26 protein-coding genes and 2 tRNA genes are annotated in these 23,710 nt (G+C 44.0%); 13 read left to right on the top strand and 15 right to left on the bottom strand.

The window, feature by feature from the left end; all coding sequences use genetic code 11:
* Positions 1-232 precede the first annotated feature (232 nt).
* The 10 genes from P8629_RS08445 to P8629_RS08400 all read left to right on the top strand — a co-directional run bounded on the left by P8629_RS08445 (position 233) and on the right by P8629_RS08400 (position 9,436).
* Positions 233-2,305 carry a BCCT family transporter gene (locus P8629_RS08445; protein WP_278165691.1) on the top strand — a complete coding sequence of 691 codons (2,073 nt, stop codon included), beginning with the start codon at positions 233-235 and terminating at the stop codon, positions 2,303-2,305.
* 415 nt (positions 2,306-2,720) lie between these two features.
* On the top strand, positions 2,721-4,175 hold the full coding sequence (atpD, locus tag P8629_RS08440) for a F0F1 ATP synthase subunit beta (protein ID WP_278165690.1): 1,455 nt from the start codon (positions 2,721-2,723) through the stop codon (positions 4,173-4,175).
* Entirely contained in the window at positions 4,165-4,554 is a 390-nt protein-coding gene (locus P8629_RS08435; protein ID WP_278165689.1) for a F0F1 ATP synthase subunit epsilon, read from the top strand. Before atpD ends, P8629_RS08435 begins: the two co-directional genes overlap by 11 nt.
* Positions 4,547-4,888, top strand: coding sequence for an AtpZ/AtpI family protein (locus P8629_RS08430; RefSeq protein ID WP_278165688.1), 342 nt, complete (start codon positions 4,547-4,549; stop codon positions 4,886-4,888). The genes P8629_RS08435 and P8629_RS08430 overlap by 8 nt, the downstream gene beginning before the upstream one ends.
* Positions 4,878-5,192 carry an ATP synthase subunit I gene (locus tag P8629_RS08425; protein WP_278165687.1) on the top strand — a complete coding sequence of 105 codons (315 nt, stop codon included), beginning with the start codon at positions 4,878-4,880 and terminating at the stop codon, positions 5,190-5,192. The genes P8629_RS08430 and P8629_RS08425 overlap by 11 nt, the downstream gene beginning before the upstream one ends.
* Positions 5,182-5,916 (top strand): F0F1 ATP synthase subunit A, encoded by a 735-nt coding sequence (locus tag P8629_RS08420; RefSeq protein ID WP_278165686.1) that lies wholly within the window; start codon positions 5,182-5,184, stop codon positions 5,914-5,916. The genes P8629_RS08425 and P8629_RS08420 overlap by 11 nt, the downstream gene beginning before the upstream one ends.
* Complete coding sequence (locus P8629_RS08415) at positions 5,909-6,190, top strand: F0F1 ATP synthase subunit C (protein ID WP_278165685.1); 282 nt, start codon at positions 5,909-5,911, stop codon at positions 6,188-6,190. The genes P8629_RS08420 and P8629_RS08415 overlap by 8 nt, the downstream gene beginning before the upstream one ends.
* A 3-nt stretch (positions 6,191-6,193) precedes the next feature.
* Complete coding sequence (locus tag P8629_RS08410) at positions 6,194-7,024, top strand: F0F1 ATP synthase subunit B family protein (protein ID WP_278165684.1); 831 nt, start codon at positions 6,194-6,196, stop codon at positions 7,022-7,024.
* Positions 7,014-8,561 (top strand): alternate F1F0 ATPase, F1 subunit alpha, encoded by a 1,548-nt coding sequence (locus P8629_RS08405; protein ID WP_278165683.1) that lies wholly within the window; start codon positions 7,014-7,016, stop codon positions 8,559-8,561. Before P8629_RS08410 ends, P8629_RS08405 begins: the two co-directional genes overlap by 11 nt.
* On the top strand, positions 8,558-9,436 hold the full coding sequence (locus P8629_RS08400) for a F0F1 ATP synthase subunit gamma (RefSeq protein ID WP_278165682.1): 879 nt from the start codon (positions 8,558-8,560) through the stop codon (positions 9,434-9,436). The genes P8629_RS08405 and P8629_RS08400 overlap by 4 nt, the downstream gene beginning before the upstream one ends.
* 127 nt (positions 9,437-9,563) lie before the next feature.
* On the opposite strand, the gene P8629_RS08395 is transcribed toward P8629_RS08400, so the two are convergent.
* The 3 genes from P8629_RS08395 to P8629_RS08385 all read right to left on the bottom strand — a co-directional run bounded on the left by P8629_RS08395 (position 9,564) and on the right by P8629_RS08385 (position 11,003).
* Positions 9,564-9,640 (bottom strand) — tRNA-Val (locus tag P8629_RS08395).
* Between the two features lie 16 nt (positions 9,641-9,656).
* Positions 9,657-9,743: transfer RNA gene (locus P8629_RS08390), tRNA-Leu, on the bottom strand.
* A gap of 105 nt (positions 9,744-9,848) precedes the next feature.
* Positions 9,849-11,003, bottom strand: a complete 1,155-nt coding sequence (locus tag P8629_RS08385) for an SPOR domain-containing protein (protein ID WP_278165681.1) — start codon at positions 11,001-11,003, stop codon at positions 9,849-9,851.
* 138 nt (positions 11,004-11,141) lie between these two features.
* Here P8629_RS08385 and P8629_RS08380 point away from each other — a divergent pair, with 138 nt between their 5' ends.
* Complete coding sequence (locus P8629_RS08380) at positions 11,142-11,273, top strand: hypothetical protein (RefSeq protein ID WP_278165680.1); 132 nt, start codon at positions 11,142-11,144, stop codon at positions 11,271-11,273.
* Positions 11,274-11,370: 97 nt separating this feature from the next.
* Here P8629_RS08380 and P8629_RS08375 read toward each other — a convergent pair whose 3' ends face one another.
* From P8629_RS08375 to ampD, 12 genes are all read right to left on the bottom strand, one after another.
* Positions 11,371-11,751 carry a YchJ family protein gene (locus P8629_RS08375; protein WP_278165679.1) on the bottom strand — a complete coding sequence of 127 codons (381 nt, stop codon included), beginning with the start codon at positions 11,749-11,751 and terminating at the stop codon, positions 11,371-11,373.
* Positions 11,751-13,136: an MATE family efflux transporter gene (locus P8629_RS08370; RefSeq protein WP_278165678.1), complete on the bottom strand. Its 1,386-nt coding sequence runs from the start codon at positions 13,134-13,136 to the stop codon at positions 11,751-11,753. The genes P8629_RS08375 and P8629_RS08370 overlap by 1 nt, the downstream gene beginning before the upstream one ends.
* Positions 13,137-13,550, bottom strand: coding sequence for a hypothetical protein (locus tag P8629_RS08365; RefSeq protein ID WP_278165677.1), 414 nt, complete (start codon positions 13,548-13,550; stop codon positions 13,137-13,139).
* Positions 13,551-13,566: 16 nt separating this feature from the next.
* A complete protein-coding gene (locus tag P8629_RS08360; RefSeq protein ID WP_278165676.1) occupies positions 13,567-14,160 on the bottom strand; it encodes an NUDIX domain-containing protein in 594 nt (197 codons plus the stop codon).
* Positions 14,161-15,234, bottom strand: a complete 1,074-nt coding sequence (gene alr / locus P8629_RS08355; RefSeq protein ID WP_278165675.1) for an alanine racemase — start codon at positions 15,232-15,234, stop codon at positions 14,161-14,163.
* A gap of 72 nt (positions 15,235-15,306) precedes the next feature.
* Positions 15,307-16,728, bottom strand: a complete 1,422-nt coding sequence (dnaB, locus tag P8629_RS08350) for a replicative DNA helicase (RefSeq protein ID WP_278165674.1) — start codon at positions 16,726-16,728, stop codon at positions 15,307-15,309.
* A gap of 287 nt (positions 16,729-17,015) precedes the next feature.
* On the bottom strand, positions 17,016-17,468 hold the full coding sequence (gene rplI / locus P8629_RS08345) for a 50S ribosomal protein L9 (RefSeq protein ID WP_278165673.1): 453 nt from the start codon (positions 17,466-17,468) through the stop codon (positions 17,016-17,018).
* 38 nt (positions 17,469-17,506) lie between these two features.
* Entirely contained in the window at positions 17,507-18,391 is an 885-nt protein-coding gene (locus P8629_RS08340; RefSeq protein ID WP_278165672.1) for a DUF2232 domain-containing protein, read from the bottom strand.
* A 33-nt stretch (positions 18,392-18,424) separates the two neighbouring features.
* Positions 18,425-18,652, bottom strand: coding sequence for a 30S ribosomal protein S18 (gene rpsR, locus P8629_RS08335; protein WP_278165671.1), 228 nt, complete (start codon positions 18,650-18,652; stop codon positions 18,425-18,427).
* Positions 18,652-18,996, bottom strand: a complete 345-nt coding sequence (rpsF, locus tag P8629_RS08330) for a 30S ribosomal protein S6 (protein WP_278165670.1) — start codon at positions 18,994-18,996, stop codon at positions 18,652-18,654. The genes rpsR and rpsF overlap by 1 nt, the downstream gene beginning before the upstream one ends.
* Before the next feature lie 261 nt (positions 18,997-19,257).
* Positions 19,258-19,773, bottom strand: a complete 516-nt coding sequence (gene fldA, locus P8629_RS08325) for a flavodoxin FldA (protein ID WP_278165669.1) — start codon at positions 19,771-19,773, stop codon at positions 19,258-19,260.
* A 463-nt stretch (positions 19,774-20,236) separates the two neighbouring features.
* Positions 20,237-20,806, bottom strand: a complete 570-nt coding sequence (gene ampD / locus P8629_RS08320) for a 1,6-anhydro-N-acetylmuramyl-L-alanine amidase AmpD (protein WP_278165668.1) — start codon at positions 20,804-20,806, stop codon at positions 20,237-20,239.
* Between the two features lie 55 nt (positions 20,807-20,861).
* Here ampD and nadC point away from each other — a divergent pair, with 55 nt between their 5' ends.
* Together nadC and P8629_RS08310 are read left to right on the top strand one after the other, a co-directional pair.
* On the top strand, positions 20,862-21,713 hold the full coding sequence (nadC, locus tag P8629_RS08315; protein WP_278165667.1) for a carboxylating nicotinate-nucleotide diphosphorylase: 852 nt from the start codon (positions 20,862-20,864) through the stop codon (positions 21,711-21,713).
* 3 nt (positions 21,714-21,716) lie between these two features.
* Positions 21,717-23,699, top strand: coding sequence for a cation:proton antiporter (locus tag P8629_RS08310; protein ID WP_278165666.1), 1,983 nt, complete (start codon positions 21,717-21,719; stop codon positions 23,697-23,699).
* The last annotated feature ends 11 nt before the right edge of the window (positions 23,700-23,710 follow it).

The raw sequence follows: 23,710 nt of genomic DNA, 5'->3' as shown, positions 1-23,710 counted from the left end.
CTTAATCCTTTTAAAAAAATGTGTCAAAAATTATTTTTTATAAATATTTTCAATGACTTGACACCCATGTTTGCCATAACCACACAGTCACTAACGATCTGACCCCAAATCAATTTGTCATTGATTATTTAAGCAAAACAGGCGGTATAAAACGCTTCACGCGACATAACAAACTCGTAATTTCAAGCAATATTTGGTAGGGTAAAGCTAATTTAGTTATAAGAGCTTATTTATGTCCGCTTCTATGCCCGCTTCCAAGAAGGTTTTAAAATCCACTTTATTGCTGCCTGTCTTTTTACCCGCAGTTGCTGTCATATTCTTAATGATTATCGGAACCTTGAGCAACCCAGAACTGGCCGGGGAATTCTTTGAAAGCACTCTAGCCAGCGTGACCAAAAACTTTGGTTGGTTTTACATGCTGGCTGTGGCGATTTTTCTAATTTTTATCTTTTCCATCGCAATTTCACCATGGGGGAAAATCAAGCTGGGTCCTGATCACATTGAGGCGGACTATACATTTACAGCCTGGTTCGCCATGCTGTTTTCGGCGGGTTACGGAATTGCATTATTGTTTTTTGGGGTTGCGGAACCGGTCTTACATTACGCCTCGCCACCGGAAGGAACAGCGGAAACCGTCGCCGCAGCCAAGCAAGCGATGCAAATCGCCTTTTTCCATTGGGGCTTTCATATCTGGGCCATTTATGGTTTAGTCGGGCTTACGTTAGCTTACTTTGCTTTCCGTCATAACTTACCCCTATCCATGCGCTCCACTCTATTCCCATTAATCGGCGACCGTATCTATGGTCCGATCGGGCATACAGTCGATACCTTTGCCATTTTGGGGACCGTGTTTGGGCTGGCGACAACCTTGGGATTATCCGTTACTCAAATAAATGCTGGGGTTCATTACCTCATTCCATCTATTCCGATTTCAACCACCGTACAAATCTTAGCATTAGCGATTATTACAGGCCTGGCGATATTTTCAGTGGTTGCTGGAATGGATAAAGGCATCAAAAGATTGTCTTTGTTAAATATCACTTTAGCTGTCGCCTTAATGGTGTTTGTTTTTCTCGCAGGACCATCCGTTTTCATTTTAGAAGCTTTCTTACAAAACACGGGCAGTTATCTCAGTAATATCGTTGAGCGAACCTTTAACTTACAAGCCTACTCTTCAAGTGACTGGATTGGACATTGGACGCTCTTTATCTTTGGTTGGACCATCGCCTGGGCGCCCTTCGTAGGGCTCTTTATTGCCAAAATCAGTCGAGGTCGCACCATTCGCCAGTTTGTCTTTGGCGTAATGTTTGTGCCAACGCTATTTACCTTTTTCTGGTTTTCAGTATTTGGCGACACGGCATTGCATCTGATTATGCAAGAAGGCTACCACAGCTTTATTCAAGCCGTGCAAAACGACCATGCCATTGCCTTATTCAAACTATTTGAACACCTCCCTATCAGTGGGGTCCTTTCAACTTTAGCGGTGATTTTAATCATCACATTCTTTGTCACCTCGGCCGACTCGGGTGCCTTGGTCATTGACTCCCTTGCCTCTGGCGGAAGTCTTACCACGCCGGTTTGGCAAAGAATCTTCTGGGCTACGTTGCTGGGCACAGTTGCTGCAGTGCTTTTATTAGCGGGTGGGCTTAAAGCCCTGCAAACTGCTTCAATTGTCAGCGCCCTTCCTTTTGCCGTGATTATGCTGATTGCAACGGTTGGAATGTGGCGAGCGCTAATCATTGAAAGCCACCGTGAAGTGAGTTTAAAAAGCGCCATGCGTAACAGTGGTAAAAACTTGACACACCAAGGTGCAAACTGGAAAGATCGTTTGGCAAAATTAGTTCAGTACCCTGACGAAGCAGAAGTATCCAGCTTTATTAAAAAAGTGGCTTATGAAAGCATGAAAACGGTTCAAATCGAATTGAAACGACGCGGATGGGAATCTAAAGTCTACTTTGATGACTCGCCGGTCAGAACCCGAATTGAAGTCATCAAGTCTGAACAAATGGCGTTCATTTATGAAGTGCGTTTATGTGAGTTCGTTATTCCAGGTTTTGCCTTCCCTGAAAGAGAGACAGAAGTAGGCAATGAAGAACATTATTACCGCGCTGAAGTCTTTTTGAGAGATGGTCGAGAATCTTATGATGTCTATGGTTACAGCCGTCATAACATGATTACCGACATTCTGGATCACTTTGAGCGATACTTGCACAAACTACATCACTCAGCCGAGCTCTTGCCTTGGGATATCGAACAACACGAACAGCAGTTGCAACCCAACCAAAACTTAGCAGATAAACCTTAACTTAAGACAATGGAGTGCTTTTGTTTTAACAGCAAAAGGCTTCATTTTTTGATATGAATTATTCAAAAGAGTAAAAGGGTTTACGACAAGGGTTTAGTAAGTAGAAAGATAAAAAGTGAGCGGAGTCACAAAAGAAATTGGTACGACCGAGTGGATTCCTCCCCTACTATGCCAAGGCCATTAAAAACCGCCACCTGGGTTAAAGCTTATCCCCCTACATATCCATAACTTAAAAATAGCCACCAAAAGGCTCAAAACTATTCAATATTATGCGTTTTTATACTCAATTTTCTATATTGATGTTATATTGAATTTTCTAGATTTAAAATCTCTAAAAAAGGTTTAGCGACAGCTAAGTACACCCATTATGTGTGATACATGCTAGCGTGTTAGTGAGAGAGGAAAGTCACAGAAAATGAAGAACAAACCTATTTCACAGAATACAGGCACCGTCATATCCCTGCGGGGTAGTGTTGTGGATATCCTCTTCGATGATCATTTACCCCCCATTCATTCTTTGTTGCGCACAGGCACAGAAAATCAAATTGCAATCGAAGTATTTTCACAACTCGACGCGCGTCGCGTGCGAGGGATTGCCTTGACACCAACCCAGGGGCTTGAGCGCGGCATGCTGGTGGAAGATAGCGGCGGTTCGTTACAGGCGCCGGTGGGAAAAGGTATTCTGTCTCGCATGTTCGATGTTTTCGGTAATGCCATTGATCGCCAGGCAATGCCAACCGACATTCAATGGCGTAGCGTCCATCATATGCCGCCAGCGTTAGCGCAGCGTTCCACCAAATCCAAAATTTTCGAGACCGGTATTAAACTCATCGATGTGCTGATGCCACTTGAGCGTGGTGGTAAAGCCGGCTTATTTGGCGGCGCAGGCGTAGGCAAGACGGTATTACTCACTGAGATGATTCACAATATGGTCGGACAGCACGCCGGCGTGAGTATTTTTTGTGGTATTGGTGAACGTTGTCGTGAAGGCGAAGAACTCTACCGTGAGATGAAAGCAGCGGGCGTACTGGAAAATATGGTGATGATATTCGGGCAGATGAACGAACCACCTGGTGCGCGTTTTCGCGTCGGCCATGCCGCCCTGACCATGGCTGAATACTTTCGCGATGACGAGCAGCGTGACGTGCTGTTACTGGTTGATAATATATTCCGTTTTATTCAGGCGGGCATGGAAGTGTCGGGCTTAATGGGGCAGATGCCGGCTCGATTAGGCTACCAGCCAACCATGGGGACCGAGTTGTCACAACTTGAAGAGCGTATCGCCAGTACGAATAACGGGGCGATCACCTCGATACAGGCGGTGTATGTGCCGGCTGATGATTTCACCGACCCGGCCGCGGTTCATATTTTTTCACACCTATCCGCCTCCATCGTGCTCTCACGCAAACGGGCAAGTGAAGGGCTTTACCCTGCTATCGACCCGTTGCAATCCAGTTCCAAAATGGCCACGCCTGGCATCATTGGCACGCGTCATTATAAGATTGCGCAAAAAATTCGGCATACGTTTGCGCAATACGATGAACTCAAAGACATTATTGCGATGCTTGGTATGGAACAGTTATCGCCAGAAGATCATAACGTGGTGGCTCGTGCCCGCCGATTGGAACGCTTTTTGACCCAACCGTTTTTTACCACCGAACAATTCACTGGTCTGCAAGGAAAATTGGTGAGTCTCAGCGATGCTCTGGATGGTTGTGAAAGTATTCTGAACGATGAATTTAAAGACTATCCTGAAAGTGCGTTTTATATGATCGGCGCGGTTGACGAAGTCCAAAAAAACGGTGGGGATCAAGTCAAACCAGAACCACAGACGGCCACACAACAAACAAGTGGCACAGATGAATCTTAAGATTCTTTTGCCTTCCATGGTCTTCGCCGAGAAGCACGATGTCTTGCGTATTGTTGCGGTAACACACGAAGGCTCGTTTGGACTCCTGCCGCAGCGGCTTGACTGTGCGGCGTCACTGTCAGCGGGAATACTGGTTTACGAAACCGAGACAGAGGGTGAAGTTTACGTCGCTGTTGATGAAGGTGTTTTGGTAAAAACCGGCAGTGACGTACGGATTTCTGTGCGCAATGCCATTGGCGGCATGAGCCTCGGTAAATTACGCGAAGCGGTGGAAGCGGAGTTTATGCATCTGGACGAACAAGAGCTGAAGGTTCGGTCGGTGCTGGCGAAAATGGAGAGCGGGTTTATTCATCGTCTGGCGGAGTTTCATCATGAATAAAAAACCAGATATCAATCAACGACCGGAAAAAACGGAATTCAGCAAACAGGTCGGCGATATGGCGGCACGCAAAATTAAGGCACAACGTCATGTGACTAAAACGGTGTGGTCGGGCCTGGGGATGATGGGACTGGTTGGTTGGTCAGTGGCCATGCCAACATTGTTGGGCGCAGGCCTCGGTCTTTGGTTGGATAAGCACTATGCGGGGTCTCATTCATGGACACTCGCTTTGCTGGTCACAGGCCTGTGCTTAGGTTGCTTTAATGCCTGGCACTGGATTGTTAAAGAAGACAAGGAAATACATCAGGACGAGGACGAAAATAATGATGAATGAATTTCTGTATCTATTACTTGCACTACTGGAAGGGGGTTTACTCGGTGTGTTTTTTTTCGGTGGACTCTGGTGGACGGTGCGTAAACTTAGCTCGACTAAACATGTCGCACTTTTATTTCTCGGCAGTATGATCCTGCGAACCGGTATCGTGGTGTTAGGATTTTATTTTATCATCGGCGACAACTGGCAGCACTTAGTCGCTGGCTTGCTGGGGTTTGTCATCGCACGCATGTTCATAACCCGAATAAGCCGCATTGCGAATCAGTCAAAACCATTGTTACGAAAAGCTGGCCATGAATCTTAGTCCCGATAACATCATTTTCTGGCAAGCAGGTATTTTCAAACTCAATGCCACCATCGTTTACACCTGGGGACTGATGCTGGTGCTAGTGCTCGGTTCAAAACTCATTACACGTAAGCTATCCACCGATCTGGAGCGTTCGCGCTGGCAGAATCTACTGGAAATCATCGTCACAGGCATTAATCAACAAATTGAAGAAGTAGGGCTGAAAAATCCGCGAAAATATCTCGGTTTTCTGGGGACCCTGTTCCTATTTGTCGCCATGGCGAGCCTATTCACGATTGTGCCTGGTTATGAACCTCCAACAGGTTCTCTCTCTACCACTGCTGCACTGGCGATCTGTGTTTTGGTGGCCGTACCGATGTTTGGCATCGAAGAAGCTGGCTTCGGTCGATACCTTCGAGCTTATACGCAACCAACAATTATTATGTTGCCGTTCAATATAATCAGCGAGATCTCTCGCACCCTAGCGCTGGCAGTGCGTCTGTTCGGTAATATGATGAGTGGCACACTGATTATCGCTATATTGCTCACGATCACGCCGTTCATTTTCCCGATCATCATGAGTGTGCTCGGATTACTGACCGGCATGGTACAGGCGTACATTTTCAGTATTTTGGCCACGGTTTACATTGCCGCTGCCACCCGTGCACGAAAACCGGAACCAGAACCAAAACTCGAAGAAAAAACCACCCCTGACAACAACAAGAGGATCAATCATGGATAGTATGACACTCATCGCTATAACTTCAATCATCATGGCAGGTCTAACCATCGCCATAGGCAGTATCGGTCCGGCATTGGGTGAGGCACGAGCAGTCGCCACAGCATTAACCGCATTGGCGCAGCAACCCGATGCATCAGCCACTATTACAAGAACCTTATTTGTCGGTTTGGCCATGATCGAGTCGGTTGCCATTTACTGCTTTGTAGTGTCAATGATTCTTCTTTTTGCCAATCCTTTCTGGAATTATGCCATTACCCTAGCGACAGGAAAATAAATCATGTTAATTGACTGGTTTACTGTTATTGCACAAGTGATCAACTTTCTCATCCTGGTGTGGTTGCTGAAACGGTTTTTATACGGGCCGATTCTCAATGCGATTGACGCGCGCGAAAAACGCATCGCCGACAAAATCGCCGATGCGGAGGCAAAAAAATCCGAAGCACAAAAGGAACGCGACGAGTATCAGCAAAAAAACAAAGTGTTCGATCAGCAGCGCAAAGAACACATGAATCAGGTAATGGAGACAGCAAAAACAGAACATGCCCAGCTGCTAGATACGGCACGACAAGAGACTGAAAATTTACGCACCAGCTTGCAGCTATCGTTAAGAAACGAAATGCTTGACCTGAACGAAGAACTCAGCAGACGTGCGCGCGAAGAAGTATTTTCTATTGCACGAAAAACACTGTCTGATCTCGCCGGAGCAAGCCTGGAAGAACGGATGACGGATATCTTTCTAGAACGCCTGCGCGAACTAAACGATGTACAAATGACCGAGATGAAATCAGCATTGATAACCTCACCCGACCCCCTATTGGTACGCACAGCTTTCAAACTGCCAACAGCGCAGTACTCTGCTATCGAAACGACTATTAAAGAAATATTAGGCCAGGACAAACAGGTCGAGTTTAATATTGTGCCGGATCTGGTCAGTGGTATTGAAATCAGTTCCAATGGTCAAAAGATAGCCTGGAGCATTGCTGAATATCTTGACTCGATGGCGATGAGCGTCAATAGCATGCTGAAAAAATCAACACTCATACAGAACGAAAATGAAGCTTTAGATCACCCTAAGACGGAACAAGGATCGTCTAAAAATGGAGCATGAAAGCCTACAAAAGACCTTTGATCGTGCGTTTTCGGGAATGCAACAAGTACGAGAAACCTTTACGCCTGATCTAAAACCCCGCGAAATCGGCACTATAGTCAGTATCGCTACGGGCATTGCAAAAGTCTCTGGTCTACCAGGCGTCGGTTTGGATGAAGTGCTTAAGTTTCCAGGCGATATATATGGCATTGCCTTCAATGTTGATGAAGATGAAATCGGTGTCGTGTTATTAGGAGACTACTGGCACTTGCAGACGAGTGATGAAGTCGAACGCCAAGGGCACGTCGTGGATGTGCCAGTGGGCGACGGATTGATCGGACGTATTATCAACCCAATGGGATTCCCACTAGACGGCAAGGAAAAGTTGGTTTCCAGTACGCGTCTCCCCGTCGAGCGCCCTGCCCCGCCCATTATGGATCGCGCGCCTGTCAGCGCTCCCTTGCAAACGGGGATTAAGGTCATCGATGCACTCATTCCAGTAGGCCGCGGTCAACGCGAGTTAATTCTCGGCGACCGGCAGACCGGTAAAACGGCCATCGCGCTCGACACTATTCTCAACCAAAAAGATAAGAATGTGCTGTGTGTTTATTGTGCAATTAGCCAACGCGCCTCTGGTGTGGCCAAAGTGATTGCAACCTTACGCGAACAGGGCGCGATGGATTACACCATCGTGGTCGTCACGGAAGGCAACGACCCTCCTGGGCTCGCCTTCGTTGCCCCCTATGCCGCGACCAGCATCGCAGAGTCTTTTATGGAGCAAGGTCGTGATGTGCTGATTGTTTACGATGACCTCACACATCATGCACGCGCCTATCGTGAATTGTCTCTACTCCTGCGACGTCCACCCGGGCGGGAAGCGTTTCCCGGCGACATATTTTACCTTCACTCGCGACTACTGGAGCGAGCCACGCACTTACGTTCGGAGCTTGGCGGCGGATCACTGACGGCACTGCCGATTATCGAAACCGAAGCACAGGATATTTCCGCCTACATCCCAACCAACCTAATTTCCATCACGGATGGACAAATTTACCTGTCGCCAACACTATTTGAATTAGGCGTGTTACCCGCGGTAGATGTTGCCAAATCGGTTTCCCGTGTTGGTGCCAAGGCCCAGCGTGCCGCTTACCGTGCCGTGTCAGGCGATCTAAAACTGTCTTATGCACAGTTTGAGGAATTGGAAACGTTTGCTCGTTTTGGTGCCCGGCTGGATGACAATACCCGTAAAATCATCCAGCACGGGCGGCGTATTCGTGCCTGTCTCAAGCAGCAGGAGTTCGCACCGGTTTCCATGGTTGGGCAAATTTCGGTACTGCTGGCGCTGACGGCAAACCTTTTTGACTCTATACCACTCGAAAAGATGACTTCAGCTATTCACGCGGTGCAGTTCGCAGCAGCAGACATTCCAGACAATGTGCATGCGCGATTAGAGAACGCGAAAAAGCTAAGTGAGGAAGATCGCGCTACGATTCTTCAACTCGCCGATGATGCGCTTATGCAGTTTCAGCCCAGTCAAAATTTCAAGGTGAAACCATGAGTGAGAGTATCGCCAGCCTGCGTCACAAGATTGACAGTGCCACCGAACTTGGAGCCGTTGTGCGTACCATGAAGGCAATGGCTGCTTCGGGTATCGGCCAATATGAAAATGCAGTCCGTTCGCAAGATGATTATTATCGGACAGTGCAATTAGGTCTGGCGGCCTGTTTTCGCCAAAGTGAGCTTGCCCATCACGAAAGTCCTTTTGCGCAAAAAGAAACAGGTTCAACCGGTGTGATTGTATTTGGTTCTGATCAGGGGCTAGTTGGCCAGTTCAATGAGATTATGGCAGACTTTGTTGTAACGACGCTTGCAAAGCTACCAGGCGACAAGGTTGTGTGGGCCGTTGGTGAACGCATTCAGTCACAGCTAGCTGAAACCGAACTGCCAGCGCTGGAAAGTTTTATCCTGCCAAATTCAATTAATGCTATTACCCCCCTCGTTGGGGAAATCCTCATCGAAATGGAAGCGCAACAAGAAAAAGGGGCTATTTCTCAGGTTTACCTTTTACATAATCGGCCCGAGTCCGGGGCTGTTTATCGCCCCGTCATTCAGCAGCTGTTGCCACTGGACAAATTATGGCAACACAACCTGATGAAATTACCTTGGCCGACAAAAAACCTTCCAGAGGTCATTAACAACAGCGAACATACCCTACGTGCCTTTATCCGTGAATACCTATTTGTCACCATTTTCAGAGCCTGTGCCGAATCGTTGGCCAGCGAAAATGCCAGTCGACTGGCTTCAATGCAACGCGCTGAAAAAAATATCGATGAACTCAAAGTTGATTTAACACGAACATTTCATCGCCTACGTCAGGAGGATATTGATGAGGAATTATTCGATGTACTCTCAGGATTTGAAGCGCTGGGCTAGAAAGGATAGTTATCTTTTACTAGACCCTACAATCTTAGTAGTGAAATCAAATAACAAAATTAGATATTTAAGATAATACGGTGTATTTCAGTTCAATACTAAAAGCAAAAATAGAGAGGTAGGGAATTGGTACGACCGAGTGGATTCGAACCACCGACCCCCACCATGTCAAGGTGGTGCTCTAACCAACTGAGCTACGGTCGTACTATAAAAATATGATTGGTACCAGTGGGCGGACTCGAACCGCCACGGTGTTGCCACCAACGGATTTTGAATCCGTCATGTCTACCAATTTCATCACACTGGCATTCGTAAAGAATGCGCGAATTATAGAAGCTCTAAGCGGCTAAGTCAAACTTTTTAAGCGCTAAACTCGGCCTTTTACCGCAGATTTTTTTTAGAACCATTTTGGTTACTTTAATTTACGACTTAAGTCTTTGATTTTTCGAACCCAAGGGGAAATTCCAAAATTCGATTTATAGGTTCTTGCCGCTTTGTCCGCCTCTGAGCGAGAATTATAACTGCCGGTCAATAAAACATAATAAGGCTCACCTTTACGCTCTAAAGGAATGATCTTAGCCCCTTGCAGGCCTTTTTTCTCGATCATTTTTTCGATCGAATCGCGTTCAGTCATGCTGGCAAGCTGAAGGGTGTAATTAAAGGCCGGCTCTTCCATTAACCATTTAACATCAGACGTGTAATTTTCAAGCGGTGCTTTAGGTTCTGGCGTGGTTGGCTTTTGTACTTTTTTCACTAAGCGGACAACCGGTTGATCTAATGGTTTAACCTTAGGCTCTTCTGGCTCTGTTACAGTTAGTTCTTCCACTTCGCCTTCCGGTTTGCTGTAAACCGATACTTTAGAAGCAGGCTCATCTGCTTTAACCTCAGAAGATAGATTTAAATATTTCAAAATCTTTTCTAACTTCTGGTCAATGCCTTGCGTATATTCTTTTAATTTTGATTCGAGTACTTCTTTTGTCACAACATTGGATGGAAGCTTTCCTGGTTGCACTGGCGCGGCACCGTTAGAGGTTGCCTGTTGTACCATTTTATTATCCAACGTCAATTGCTGGGCTTTGAGCGTGGTTACTTCAGCTTCTAATGCTTCAACACGCTTTTGTAACTGAGTAAATAATTGACCTTGCCCACCGGAAGCAGCAGATTTTTGAAGTTCAGATACGGTTTCTTTCAGCATTTTGACTTCTTTCATGGAGTTTTCTTTTACTGCTAAAACTTTCTGAAGTTCGTTATGAATACTGGTATAAGCAATATAAACTACCCCTAAAATCGTTAAAAGCAAAGACAGCATAATAACGACACCGAAAAAAGAGGCTTTACTGCCTTTCGGTTTTTTAGCGGGTTGTTGTGGGTCGGAATTTTGTTGGGTTGGTCTTTTAGGGGTGCTTGGCATAACTTCCTCAGCGGCATGTAACCAGTCGTTTAAAGTATGTTCTTTTTGATCCCCCTCGTCTATAGGGCGGGATGAGGACATTTGTTGGGCTTGACTCTCAATTGCCTTAAGCAATTCAGCGCGTTCTTTTTCTAATTCTGAGATGGTTTGGGCCATTCGATGAACACTTCTTCAACTTGTTTTAGGAGATTATTTATCATAAAAATGCTCCTGTATTGTAGAATGTTACAAGCCCTTTGCAAAGGGAAATTTTACCTATTAAATTTGATTCATTGATAAAAAGAAAGGATAGGCATGCAAAGTATCGGGTTAGACGACGTTGGCTCAGCCATTATCATTACATTAGGGTTGTTATTCGCTAGCCTAACTGTGGTGGGATTATTAATGTGGTGGCTATACCGAGTGTTTAAAAATAAAGAACAATAAAACACCGGGTAGCGGATTTAAGTTAATTCAAAACTATTTAAACCCGCTACCAAATCGCCTTTATGGCTTTATCGAGTAATAAAGATGAGATGTCTCGCTAAGAGACTTCGCCAGACAGGTAAGCCCAGTGCCCTGCTTCATCTCGAATAAATTGGCTTTTTTCAGTCATCATCCCCTTCTCTCCATCAACCTCATAAAAAGCTTTAAAAAAGACCATGCCTTTTTGATCTTCCGCATGACCCTGTTTGGTTTTTACAATACGAAGTCTCAGCCAATGTATATTCTCTTCAAATTCAATTTGGTTGGGTCGAGTGCTTTCCGCCCAGGTATTGATGAGATATTGTTCTAGTTTCATCACATAAGCACTGTAACGAGTTCGCATCAATCGCTCCGCACTTTGAGGGAACGTTTGCCCCAAGTGAAAGGGTTCACAACACTCTGCATACGTTTTTTTAGATCCGCATGGGCAAGCCGTCATTACGCGAGTTCTCCTTCTCTAGTAAGCCGTTTAACCAACATATGTAGTTTAATCTGTAACAAAATCGCAGCTAATATTAACCCCAACACAATGCCTAACCAGAAGCCAGCCACCCCGCTTTTAGGCATGATCCAATCGGTAAAGGCAAACACATAGCCCATTCCAAGCCCAATCAACCAATAGCTGATAAAGGTGACTACCATTGTCACTTTCGTGCTATGCAGTCCTCTTAAAGCACCTGCTGAAGCGACTTGCACCGCATCAAACACCTGATAAAAAGCAGCAAATAATAACAAGGTGCCCGCCAGAATAATCACCTTCGTATCTGTGGTATAGAACTGTGCAATGTCTTGCATCATGGCATACGTAAATAAAGCGATTACCCCGCTAAACAGAGCAGCCGAGCCTACCCCTGTTCGAACACTGACTTTAAGCGCCTTTAATGAGCTTTGCCCATAGGCTTCTCCAACGCGTACTGTAATCGCCATTGCCATACTTAAAGGCACCATAAAAGCCAACGAGGTATAACTGATTGCTACTTGATGGGCTGCAATGACAACCGTCCCCAGTTGCGCGATAAACAGCGCGATAAAACTGAATAAGCTGACCTCAAATAAAAGCGCCAAGGTATTTGGAATGCCCAAGGATAAGATATCTGAAATACCTTTTGACCAACTCGGGCGTTCAAACAATGCCAACTTCAACCCGACCAGAGTGCGAGTCTTAGCCGAAGTCAGCACATAAACCACACTGACCACAAACATTGACCACATAACGATGGCCGAGGCAATCCCACAACCTGCTGCGCCATAAGCTTCCACCGGGCCCCAGCCATAAATAAACAAGGCATTTAATGGAATATTCAACAATAATGCAAAGAAACTAATCAGCATAGTCGGAATGGTTAACCCCAACCCTTCCCAGAAGAAACGAAATGCTTGATACAGCACAATTCCAGGCAACCCAAAAGCGATATAAAACAAATAGTCGTCGGTCAACTGATAGACATTTGAAGACAGTGGCAATAGATCCAATACCCATTGCAAATGCATCAACGCTAGTAAAGAAATGAGTCCTAATGGAATCGATAACCACAAAGACTGATGTAAGTAATGTGTAATGCCTTGCCAATTTTTACGGCCTTTTTGTTTCGCCACCAAAGGTGTTATCGCCAGCAAAATACCGGTTGAAACCATAAAGACGGGAAACAGTAAACTGGTTCCCAACCCAATCGCAGCTAGATCATCCGTGCCGACTCGACCCGACATGATGGTATCGACAACGCCCAACCCTGTTAAGGCGAGCTGAGCTAATAAGATTGGAATGGCTAACCGAATCAGATATTTAAATTCAGCTTGGTAAGATTGAAAAGAGATATTAGACATTTATTTTTTGGTCGAATGATGCTCATCATCTTGAGATGATTTGGAAGGCATTTCTGAGTCCGAATGCTCTCCATCTTCCTGTTGCCAGTAAGATTCACCTAAAGAGGGATCCAGCTCATCGCTTAATTCAGCTTGTGGCGCCTCTAACTGAATAATCAGTTGCGGGAAAAATAGAATAATTAAAACTTTCAAAGTCCAAAAAATCATGGCGTAAACTACCACGGCAAAAATCAACACCACGGGGATACCAAGTAAAAGATCGACAAATAGCGCTTGCCCTTCAAACATGGTCATCAAAAACTCTTTTTCAATAAAAGCAAAATGTAACCAATAAGTAACACCCGCTAAACTCAGTAGCAGAACAATCCAGTTAAATGGATAAGCGATTTTTGAATTTTTAAATAAGCAAAACATAGGGTTCACTATCCTTTTAAAGTTTCTGGAACAACAACCATTGCAGTGCAATAATCGTACTGGCAACATTAAATTCAGCTTTCATCAATTTAGATTTTGCTCGTGAAAAGGGCATTTTAATCAAACGGATGTCTTCCACTTCACTGGCTTCCCCGGCATAATCTGGAAGGGCAGTTGAATCGACTTCAGCGCCATATAAATGCAAAATTTCATCACTACCACCCGGACTAGGATAAAACTGGCAAATATATTCAAACTTAGCCCCTGTCACACCCGCTTCTTCAAAAGCTTCTCTTTTACAGGCAGCCAGATTAGATTCCCCTGGTTCAACCATACCTGCCACAGGTTCAATTAGCCAGGCCTGGTCATTTTTCAATGAGGCATGCGGTAATGCCCCAGCACGACATTGCTCAATAAGAACGACGACTTCTGCTTGCAGGTCATACAATAAAACAATAACCGCTTCACCACGCTTAAAAAGTTCTCTATCAATCGCGGGCGTCCAGCCGCCTTTAAATAAGGTATGACGATAGGTCAATTTATCAATTTTAAAGAAGCCGTCATAGGCATGATGCGTTTTGAGCAATTCGATTTTTTTTGTGTGCGCCACTTAGTTCTCCTCAACTCTGGGAACCCGCTGCGTCACACCACAGAGCAATTCATAACCAATGGTTCCGCAAGCTTGCGCAATGACATCAACCGGCAGCCCTTGCCCCCACAAAATCGCTTCATCGCCAATCGCAACCTTTTGAGCAAGCTCCGTCACGTCCACCGTAATCATATCCATTGAAACACGGCCGACGAGCGGCATCCGTTTACCATGAATCAAAACAGGTGTGCCTGAAGGCGCATGACGTGGGTAGCCATCTCCATAACCAATTGCGACCACAGCAATCAAGCTTTGATCAGTTGCTTGCCAAGTTTGACCGTACCCCACCGTTTCACCTGATTCAATCCATTTTAGACTGATGATTTGAGACATTAAAGTCATGACCGGTTTCAACCCAGGTACGGTGTCACTGGTCGCACAAGCGCCATACAACATAATGCCTGGACGAACCCAGTCCAGATGGCTTTCAGGATAACGTTGCACTCCGGCAGAGTTGGCAATGCTTCGAGGGCAGTTTAAAGTTTTAGCAACTTGGTTAAACGTAGATAATTGTTGTCTTGTAAAAGACTCAGACTCATCTGCTGAAGCAAAATGTGACATCAGATGTATATTAACGACGGTAGGCAAAGCCTTAATCTCTGCAATCACTTTCTCAATCTCATGTGCCTGAAACCCAAGACGATGCATTCCAGTATCCAGTTTCAACCAAATATTCAAAGGGGCTTTAAGATGACTGTTTTTCAACCATTCCAGTTGTACAAAAGAATGAACAGCAAACTCCAGACGATGTTGAATGGCGATGGTTAATTCAGCTTCGGAGAACAACCCTTCCAATAGAACAATGGGATGTAAAAAGCCTTGTTGACGTAACACGATGGCCTCTTCGATACAGGCAACACCGTATCCATCGGCTTGAGACAATTGCGCTGCCACTCTTTCAATACCGTGACCATATCCATTTGATTTGATAATGGCCAGCACTTTAGCATCGGGGGCAAAGGTTTTCACTTGACGAAGGTTTTGTTGCAAAGCATTCAAATGAATTAATGCCTTGACCGGACGGTAAGCCATCATGAGGAAAGTGCTCTAACGCTGATTTGTTGAAAGAATGTCTGTAGCATTCTAACCTCTCTTACTGGAATGCTTTTAATAAGGGTCATCAGGTACATCGAACCCAGCATAATTCTCAAACTTGGTATATTGACCAATAAAGGTCAATCGAATATTAGCGAGTGCACCGTTTCGGTGTTTCCCAAGGATAATTTCAGCCGTGCCCTTATCTTCACTATCCGGATTATAAACCTCATCACGATAAATAAAGATAATTAAATCCGCATCCTGCTCAATTGCCCCTGACTCACGCAAATCCGCCATTTTGGGGCGTTTATCGGGACGCTGCTCTAGGTTACGACTGAGCTGTGACAGCGCAATGACCGGCACGTTTAATTCTTTAGCGATGGTCTTCAAACCACGAGAAATTTCAGAAATCTCATTCACACGATTGTCGGTATTGGTTGAACCGCGCATCAATTGGAGATAATCGATAACAATCAGGCCTAACCCCGTGACTTGTGATTCCGGATTTTCAACACCCGATTCGATGGCTTTCTTCAGTTGCTCATCACGAATATCTTTATCGATTCTTCGCGCACGGGCACGTAAATCTGTAATCATTAATGCAGGCGTATCATCAATAAACACTTGAGCTTGAGACAACATACTCACGGCTTTATTCAGGTTTGGCCAATCTTCTTGCTGTAACTTACCGGTTCGTACTCGCTCTGCATCAATTCGACCAATTGAGCTGATCATACGAAGGACAAGTTGTTCCCCTGGCATTTCCATACTGAAAACGGCCACTGGCGCGCCTTGCATTGCAATATTTTCAGCCAAGTTCATCGAGAAGGTCGTTTTCCCCATCGACGGACGCCCGGCAACGATGATTAGATCACCATTTTGAAGACCGGATGTCACTTCATCAAAATCATTTAATTTGGTCGCAAGCCCGGTAATAGAGCCATCAGAATTAAAGCGCTCATCAATGGTGCTGACTGCTTTGTTCAGCAAAGCTTCCATTGTCTGGTACTCACGCTGTTTACCTGATCCGTGCTCAGCAATCCCCATGACTTTAGATTCAGCGAGATCTAGGACCTCACGAATATCTTTGCCTTGTGGGAAATAACTGGCTTCAGAAATCTCATTCGAGACGGTAATCAGTGAGCGTAAAATCGCTTTTTCCCGAACCGTTTCTGCGTAGAAATCAATATTAACAGAGCCAGGCGTATTCGAAACCAAATCAATGAGGTATTGCTTGTCGCCTACTTCAGGGAGTTTTCCGGTTGACTCCAGCATCTCGATGACCGTAATCAGGTCAAATGGTTTATTACGCTCACTCAAATGAGAAATAGCGGTATAGATCAGTTGGTGTTGTTGAGTGTAAAAATCTTCTGTTTTTAAAAGGACAGAAATATCGGAAAACTTTTCATTATCCAACATTAATCCGCCAATGACGGACTGCTCCGATTCAATTGAATGGGGCGGGGTTTTAAAAAGTGCGTCCTGACTCATTTAATATTTAAACCAACTCACAGTGTTCGATGAAAAAAGAAAATTGTTATCGATATTTAATTTCAATACAATCTATTTAAAGAGATATATTATACGAAGAATAACTCGCCATTTTGAGCTTTTAACCCATTTTAACTGAACTTGTTTTGCCACTAAAAAACAAAGGCATCACAAAGCCCTCTAAAGCGAGCTTATACCGAAAACAACGTATTCATAAATTTTAGAAATAAAAAAAGCGAGGACGCGCCTCGCTTTTATGAAGTCATGCCTGTTAGGCAGGAATCTTCTTAGTCTTCAGATGCTTTTACTTCAACTGTAATTGACGCCACTACATCAGAGTGTAGCTCAACATCAAATTCAAAAGTTCCTACATAACGTAGTGCACCTTCTGGCATACGAATATCCTTACGCTCAACATCAAAACCAGCGTTTGATAATGCATCTGCAATATCTGCTGTTCCGATAGAACCGAATAATTTACCTTCGTCACCTGCAACAGATTCAATCGTCACAACTGTACCGTTCATTTTTTCATAAACAGTTTGTGCAGATGCTAGTGCTTCTGCTGCTAGTTTTTCAAGCTCAGCACGGCGTGCTTCAAACTCAGCAATGTTTTCTTTTGTTGCTGGTTTTGCTTTTCCTTGTGGAATTAGGAAATTACGCGCAAAGCCAGACTTAACTGTAACTTGCTCACCTAACGAGCCTAGGTTTTGTACTTTTTCAAGCAAAATAACATTCATGGCTAAAACCTCTAAAGTTAAATTCTTGACCTAAATATTTAGGTCTCTGACCAACGGTTACGAATATCCACCCAAGTGTCTATCAAACCAATGGTCGCTAAAATCAATATCGTTTGAGGAAACAAAAATAAAAAGACATAAAGCCCGCCTAACCAAAATGAGTTCATTTGTCGCTTATTCACAGCATGATGTGCAACGGCTAACCCTTGAAACATCAGGCCTGCCATTAACACACCTGATAAATCTTGAATTAACACAGATTGGGTAAATAATCCGATCAGTGCCACAAAGACAGCTAACAGCGCAATATTTTTCGGAAGCCGAATTTCATAAAAATCTTCACGAAATTGACCCGGAACATATAAAGCACTCTGCCACCAACGTCCCAATAGAAGAATCGAAAACCATAATACGATGACGAACATTGCAATGAGCAAGGTTGCCACATCGGTCAAATTGGCAAACATTTCTTCTGGGAACGGGGTTCCAGTTTGATTAAATACTGGTAACAAGTAGGTATTAAATACCTGTTGCCACCATACTGTGGTATCACCAACAGCCAAATGAAACGCAATTACGCCTAATCCTGCCATCAGCATACTTAAACTTAAACTCAAGGCTAATGAGTTGGTATTTTTTAATACCAGACTCAAAAGCCAAACCGGCAACATATACTCGACAATGGCAACTACTCCTGGCCAGACTGAACCAGACATCAGGAGTGCTGCCCCTGCCGTTGTAATCATTGCTGCCGCTAGGATTTTTAAGCCATCCGTCTCACCAACTCGCAATGTAACCAAAGCGATAATGGCACCGACTAGCACACCAAACGGTGCAATCCAAACAGTTAGTACGGATAAAATCAGTGTTGCAATAAAGGCCTGCATAGGCCCTTTCATGACATATTTAGCAACACTTAACATCTCTTATCCTTTACTTATCTTCCTAAATCAAACTTACTTATGTTGATCTGTGTATGGTAATAAAGCTAAATAACGTGCACGCTTAATAGCGGTTGATAACTGACGTTGATATCTAGCGCTCGTACCCGTAATACGGCTTGGTACGATTTTACCTGTTTCAGTGATGTAGCTTTTTAGGGTATCAAGATCTTTATAATCGATCTCTTTAACGCCTTCTACAGTGAAACGACAGAATTTTTTTCTTCCAAAACCTCTAGCCATTACTTATCTCCTCTACGCTTATCTTCTTTTTGAGAAGCCATCACTGAAGGCTCAGTCACTGCTTCGTTGCGCTTAATAAACATATCACGCAAAACCGCATCGTTATAGTAGAACAAGTTTTCTAACTCTTTAAGAGTCGCTTGATCACACTCGATGTTCATTAGGATGTAATGAGCTTTGTGTACTTTGTTGATTAGATAAGCTAATTGACGACGACCCCAATCTTCAAGACGGTGGATTGCTCCGCCATTCTCTTCGATTAGTCCACGGTAACGCTCAATCATTGCTGGAACCTGTTCGCTTTGATCAGGGTGCACTAAAAATACGACTTCATAATGACGCATTCGTTGATCTCCTTATGGATTTAAAAGTAAGCTTCCCACCGTAACTTTTTAGGTGCTACAAATAGTGAAGCAAGGAAATTCAGAATTTAAATATACTGAAAGCGCAGTATTATAACGACTTTAAAGGAATATTCAAACTAAAAACATGCTTTTAGAAGTAAAAACAATAAGATAAATAAAAAAACCACCAGACCTGGTGGTTTTTGAACGTAAAAGAGACAATAAACTCAAATTAGAGAAGTCTCTTTTAAAGATTAAATTTTAAAGAGACATCTCTTCTTTAATCTGATCAACCCACTGATCAACTCTTTCTGCCGTCATTTCTGGCTGTTGATCTTCATCAATGGCAAGCCCGACAAAAAACTCATCATCTTCTGTCACGGCTTTAGATTCATCAAACTCATATCCATCCGTTGACCAATACCCTGCTGGAATACCGCCATTTTCCAATGCGATATCATGCATCATGCCCATGGCGTCCAAAAAGTATTCAGCATAATCCGCCTGATCCCCTAAGCCGAAACAAGCAAATGTTTTATCGGTGAAATCAACTTCTTTAAACTCGTCCCAGAAATCATCCCAGCTGCTTTGTAACTCACCATAGTACCAAGTCGGCTGACCAAGGATAATCTTGTCGTATTTAGCAAAATCATCAGCGCTTGCTGTGGCAATATCATGAACCTCTACAATATCACTACCAATTTTATCCTTAATCATATCTGCAACACGTTCAGTGTTACCCGTATCTGTTCCATAGAATAGACCAACTTGACTCATTTTAAACCCTTTTTAAAAGTTATCTTTTTCTTGTAGAATAAAACATTCAAACTTAAAGTGTTTTATTCGCACAATGTTTAATTCAACTTAAATTTCAGTATACGAAAAACAGCTGGGATACACCAGCCACTAACGCAAGTTATTTGTTTGACGCGAATCATATCATGCTTAAATACGATTAAAACTCAAAAAAACTTATAGCCGAGAATGAACAAAACTAATTCCGACCCACAACATATCGATTGTTTTAAGTGCCGCCACTTTTACATTACCTGGGATGCAAATCAACCCCGCGGCTGCCAGGCATTCGGTTTTAAAACCAAACAATTGCCAAGCGTGGTTGTTTTTGAATCATCTGGTAAACCTTGCCTGAAATTTTCGCCCAAAAAGACAACCGCTAAAAAATCAAAATCTAAAAAAGGCTGGATTGCTTAAATTATTCTTCCTTTTTTTGATTTACAGATTAAGCGTTATCTTTTAAAAACCCATCAAGCACCTGCCACATAAAATAGTCACCCGGATCCGTCTTTCGACCCGGCGCGATATCACAATGCCCTTTAATATGATTTGACGAGAGAGAGGGATATTGCTTGAGAATTTCGGAGATAACGTCTTTTAGCGTTTTGTATTGTGATGCCGTGTAGGGCGTTTTATCGGTCCCTTCCAATTCAATTCCAATCGAAAAATCATTACAGGCCGAACGCCCATTAAAGTTCGACACCCCTGCATGCCACGCACGGCGATTCAAAGGCACAAACTGGAACAGAGTGCCTGCTCGATTAATAAATAAGTGCGATGAAACCTTCAACGATTGAATCTGTTGGTAATAAGGGTCTTCAGCAGGATCGAGTTGATTGGTAAAAAGCTGTTCAACGCCAGGTCCACCAAACTGACCAGGTGGAAGACTGATACCATGAACAACAATCAAGTCTAAATCGTCTTCATCTGGACGATTATCAAAATTAGGACTCTCGATATACCGTGCTTCATTAAAAACATGGGTTTCGGGGTTAAGTGTTAATGGGCTTTTCATAGTTCAAATAGTATAATCCATAAAAATGACAATTTTATAAGAACCTTTTATTCCTATGACAAAAATCAACTACTTTAAAGACCTTCAAAACAACATTGAAACTGCCTTGGCAGAAGATGTTGGGCCTGAAGACTTAACCGCCAGCCTGATTCCTGATACCCGCCAAGCGACAGCACAAGTGATCGCAAAGGAAGCGGCCGTCATCTGCGGACGCCCATGGTTCGATAAGGTTATTCAACAAATTAACCCGAACATCGAAATAGAATGGTTCTGCGAAGAAGGTCAATCCGTCCCTGCCAACACATTAATCTGTGAATTACGCGGACAAGCAAACAGCATTTTGACCGCCGAGAGAAGTGCTTTAAACTTTCTGCAGACCCTTTCGGCAACCGCTACCATCACACAGAAATATGTTGAACAACTACAAGGGTTGCAAACACAACTTCTTGATACACGGAAAACCTTACCCGGTTTAAGGTTGGCGCAAAAATACGCCGTACATTGCGGCGGCGGAACCAATCACCGGATTGGGCTTTACGATGCGATACTCATTAAAGAAAATCACATTATGGCAGCAGGCAGTATTTCAAAAGCCGTCACTTTGGCACGTAAACTTCACCCCAATAAGACCGTTGAAGTTGAAACGGAAACCCTTGACGAAGTAAAACAAGCGGTTGATGCTGGTGCAGATATCATTATGCTCGACAACTTCTCGCTACAACAGCTCAAAGAAGCCGTCCAACAAGTCGATAAAAAATGTAAACTGGAAGCTTCCGGAAATGTTGAATTGCAACATTTATCAAAACTGGCTCAGACAGGCGTGGATTACATCTCGACAGGCGCTATCACAAAGAATATACAAGCCATTGACTTTTCAATGAGATTTACTTTAGAGGACTCGCAATAAGTTATGTTTGACCACATTCTGCTGAATATTGTTTTTTTACTGGTCATCACGGTTGGATTAGTTTCAATTTCTCGTCGTTTTCACCTGCCTCCTATTCTGAATTATATTCTCGTCGGGATTATCGTCGGCCCATTTGGTTTCGGGTTAATTCATAGTGAAAAAAGCATCAGTTTTCTTGCAGAATTCGGTATCGTCTTTTTACTGTTCTCTATCGGCTTGGAGTTTTCCCTGACACAAATGATGTCGATGCGAAAAATGGTGTTCGGCTACGGAGGATTACAAGTCTTACTGACGGGTGCCCTTGTCTACCTTACCTGCCAAATGTTTGGCCTCGATATCGAAACCAGCGTCGTAATTGCCAGTGCATTTGCTTTATCATCGACCGCTATTGTCATCAAACAATTGACTGAACAGTCTGAAATACAGACGCGTCATGGCCGTGCTGCCGTTGGCGTCTTAATCTTCCAAGACCTCATGGCCATCCCTCTATTAATTTTGATTCCGGCACTTGGCACCGCCACGGGTAACTCCCTTCCTGCCGAACTGGGCGTGGCTTTCTTAAAAGGCGGAATTGTGGTTGTCGTTATGCTCTTTGTTGGCCGCTATTTGTTAAGACCATTATTTCACGAAGTCGCCTCTTCTAAATCCCAAGAATTATTTACTTTAACGGTTCTAACTGTTGTTTTAGGCGCCGCTGCGTTTACCGAAGAAATGGACATTTCGATGACTCTAGGTGCCTTTTTAGCGGGAATGATGTTAGGGGAAACAGAATACCGTCATCAAATTGAAGCCGACATCCGCCCTTTCCAAGACATTTTATTAGGCCTCTTTTTCATTACCGTTGGGATGATGATTTCACCCGCTGTATTACAAAATGATTTCTTTATCATCATCGGAATCACCTTAGGCATTATGCTGGTTAAAAGCGTGGTGATTTTCGGCATTATGAAAACCTTTAAGAAGCCCCAAGGGGTCAGTATTCGCGCAGCGGTGACACTGGCTCAAGTCGGTGAGTTCGGCTTGGTATTGATAACGCTAGCGCTGTCTTACGAATTGCTTCCCGATGAGTTAGGGCAAATCCTATTGACCTCTGCGGTTATTAGCATGATGGTAACGCCCCTGCTGGTCAAATTTAATGGTCGCATTGCCAATCGACTGTGCCGACAAAGTTATCAAAACAATTTTTCAGAAATGGAAAATGTCATAAAAGAAGACACAAAATTTTTATCTGACCATGTGGTATTGTTAGGATTTGGGCGAGTCGGACAAACCACTGCTAAATTCCTGGAACAAGCACATGTGCCTTTCGTTGCCTTAGACATGGACATTAAGCGTGTGCATGAAGCACAACAAAGCGGTGAGCCTGTTTACTTTGGGGATTCCGCCAAACACAGTATCATTAAAGCCACGAATTTAAGTACGGCAAAAGTCGCTATCATTACTTTCCACAACTATCATGCAGCTATCAAAACCTTAAAAACATTAAAGGATGTCGCGCCTGAATTACCGATTTTGGTCAGAACCCAAGATGACAGCCATATCAATGAACTCATGGCAGCAGGCGCAACCGAGGTGGTTCCGGACACGTTTGAGTCTAGTATCATGTTGGCATCACATCTTCTACTAATGATAGGCCAACCGCCAAGTCAAGTTCTTAGACAAACGCGCGCCGCCCGAAAAGGTCGTTATAGTTTACTGAATGGGATGTACCCCGGGGAATCGGACTATACTCCGTTTGATAACGCTCAAATCGGACAGGTTATCCAACCCATTCGGCTCAATGAATCGGCGTTTGCGATTGGCAAACGGTTAGAGGATTTTCCTTTTTCCAAACTCGACATTGGTATTAAATCGGTCAAGCGTGGTTCAGTTAGAGGCGATGATCCTGATATGCAAACTCGAATTCGAGCTGAAGATGTCTTGATCGTACAAGGGCTTCCAGAAAACATTGATAAATTTGAATATTATTTAAACACCGGTAAATAATTTAATTTACG

The organism is Hydrogenovibrio sp. 3SP14C1, assembly GCF_029625905.1.
Classification (GTDB): domain Bacteria; phylum Pseudomonadota; class Gammaproteobacteria; order Thiomicrospirales; family Thiomicrospiraceae; genus Hydrogenovibrio.
The sequence above is the reverse complement of the archived record's forward strand: the minus strand, read 5'-3'. Positions and strand labels throughout refer to the sequence as shown.

Coding starts and splice junctions, on each gene's coding strand:
- P8629_RS08400 (WP_278165682.1), top strand. CDS start 8,558: ATGAGTGAGAGTATCGCCAGCCTGCGTCACAAGATTGACAGTGCCACC.
- P8629_RS08405 (WP_278165683.1), top strand. CDS start 7,014: ATGGAGCATGAAAGCCTACAAAAGACCTTTGATCGTGCGTTTTCGGGA.
- P8629_RS08410 (WP_278165684.1), top strand. CDS start 6,194: ATGTTAATTGACTGGTTTACTGTTATTGCACAAGTGATCAACTTTCTC.
- P8629_RS08310 (WP_278165666.1), top strand. CDS start 21,717: ATGTTTGACCACATTCTGCTGAATATTGTTTTTTTACTGGTCATCACG.
- P8629_RS08425 (WP_278165687.1), top strand. CDS start 4,878: ATGATGAATGAATTTCTGTATCTATTACTTGCACTACTGGAAGGGGGT.
- P8629_RS08340 (WP_278165672.1), bottom strand. CDS start 18,391: ATGTTAAGTGTTGCTAAATATGTCATGAAAGGGCCTATGCAGGCCTTT.
- P8629_RS08380 (WP_278165680.1), top strand. CDS start 11,142: ATGCAAAGTATCGGGTTAGACGACGTTGGCTCAGCCATTATCATTACA.
- ampD (WP_278165668.1), bottom strand. CDS start 20,806: ATGAAAAGCCCATTAACACTTAACCCCGAAACCCATGTTTTTAATGAA.
- P8629_RS08415 (WP_278165685.1), top strand. CDS start 5,909: ATGGATAGTATGACACTCATCGCTATAACTTCAATCATCATGGCAGGT.
- alr (WP_278165675.1), bottom strand. CDS start 15,234: ATGATGGCTTACCGTCCGGTCAAGGCATTAATTCATTTGAATGCTTTG.
- P8629_RS08370 (WP_278165678.1), bottom strand. CDS start 13,136: ATGTCTAATATCTCTTTTCAATCTTACCAAGCTGAATTTAAATATCTG.
- P8629_RS08445 (WP_278165691.1), top strand. CDS start 233: ATGTCCGCTTCTATGCCCGCTTCCAAGAAGGTTTTAAAATCCACTTTA.
- P8629_RS08430 (WP_278165688.1), top strand. CDS start 4,547: ATGAATAAAAAACCAGATATCAATCAACGACCGGAAAAAACGGAATTC.
- P8629_RS08375 (WP_278165679.1), bottom strand. CDS start 11,751: ATGACGGCTTGCCCATGCGGATCTAAAAAAACGTATGCAGAGTGTTGT.
- P8629_RS08420 (WP_278165686.1), top strand. CDS start 5,182: ATGAATCTTAGTCCCGATAACATCATTTTCTGGCAAGCAGGTATTTTC.
- P8629_RS08365 (WP_278165677.1), bottom strand. CDS start 13,550: ATGTTTTGCTTATTTAAAAATTCAAAAATCGCTTATCCATTTAACTGG.
- dnaB (WP_278165674.1), bottom strand. CDS start 16,728: ATGAGTCAGGACGCACTTTTTAAAACCCCGCCCCATTCAATTGAATCG.
- nadC (WP_278165667.1), top strand. CDS start 20,862: ATGACAAAAATCAACTACTTTAAAGACCTTCAAAACAACATTGAAACT.
- rpsR (WP_278165671.1), bottom strand. CDS start 18,652: ATGGCTAGAGGTTTTGGAAGAAAAAAATTCTGTCGTTTCACTGTAGAA.
- rplI (WP_278165673.1), bottom strand. CDS start 17,468: ATGAATGTTATTTTGCTTGAAAAAGTACAAAACCTAGGCTCGTTAGGT.
- fldA (WP_278165669.1), bottom strand. CDS start 19,773: ATGAGTCAAGTTGGTCTATTCTATGGAACAGATACGGGTAACACTGAA.
- P8629_RS08385 (WP_278165681.1), bottom strand. CDS start 11,003: ATGGCCCAAACCATCTCAGAATTAGAAAAAGAACGCGCTGAATTGCTT.
- atpD (WP_278165690.1), top strand. CDS start 2,721: ATGAAGAACAAACCTATTTCACAGAATACAGGCACCGTCATATCCCTG.
- P8629_RS08435 (WP_278165689.1), top strand. CDS start 4,165: ATGAATCTTAAGATTCTTTTGCCTTCCATGGTCTTCGCCGAGAAGCAC.
- rpsF (WP_278165670.1), bottom strand. CDS start 18,996: ATGCGTCATTATGAAGTCGTATTTTTAGTGCACCCTGATCAAAGCGAA.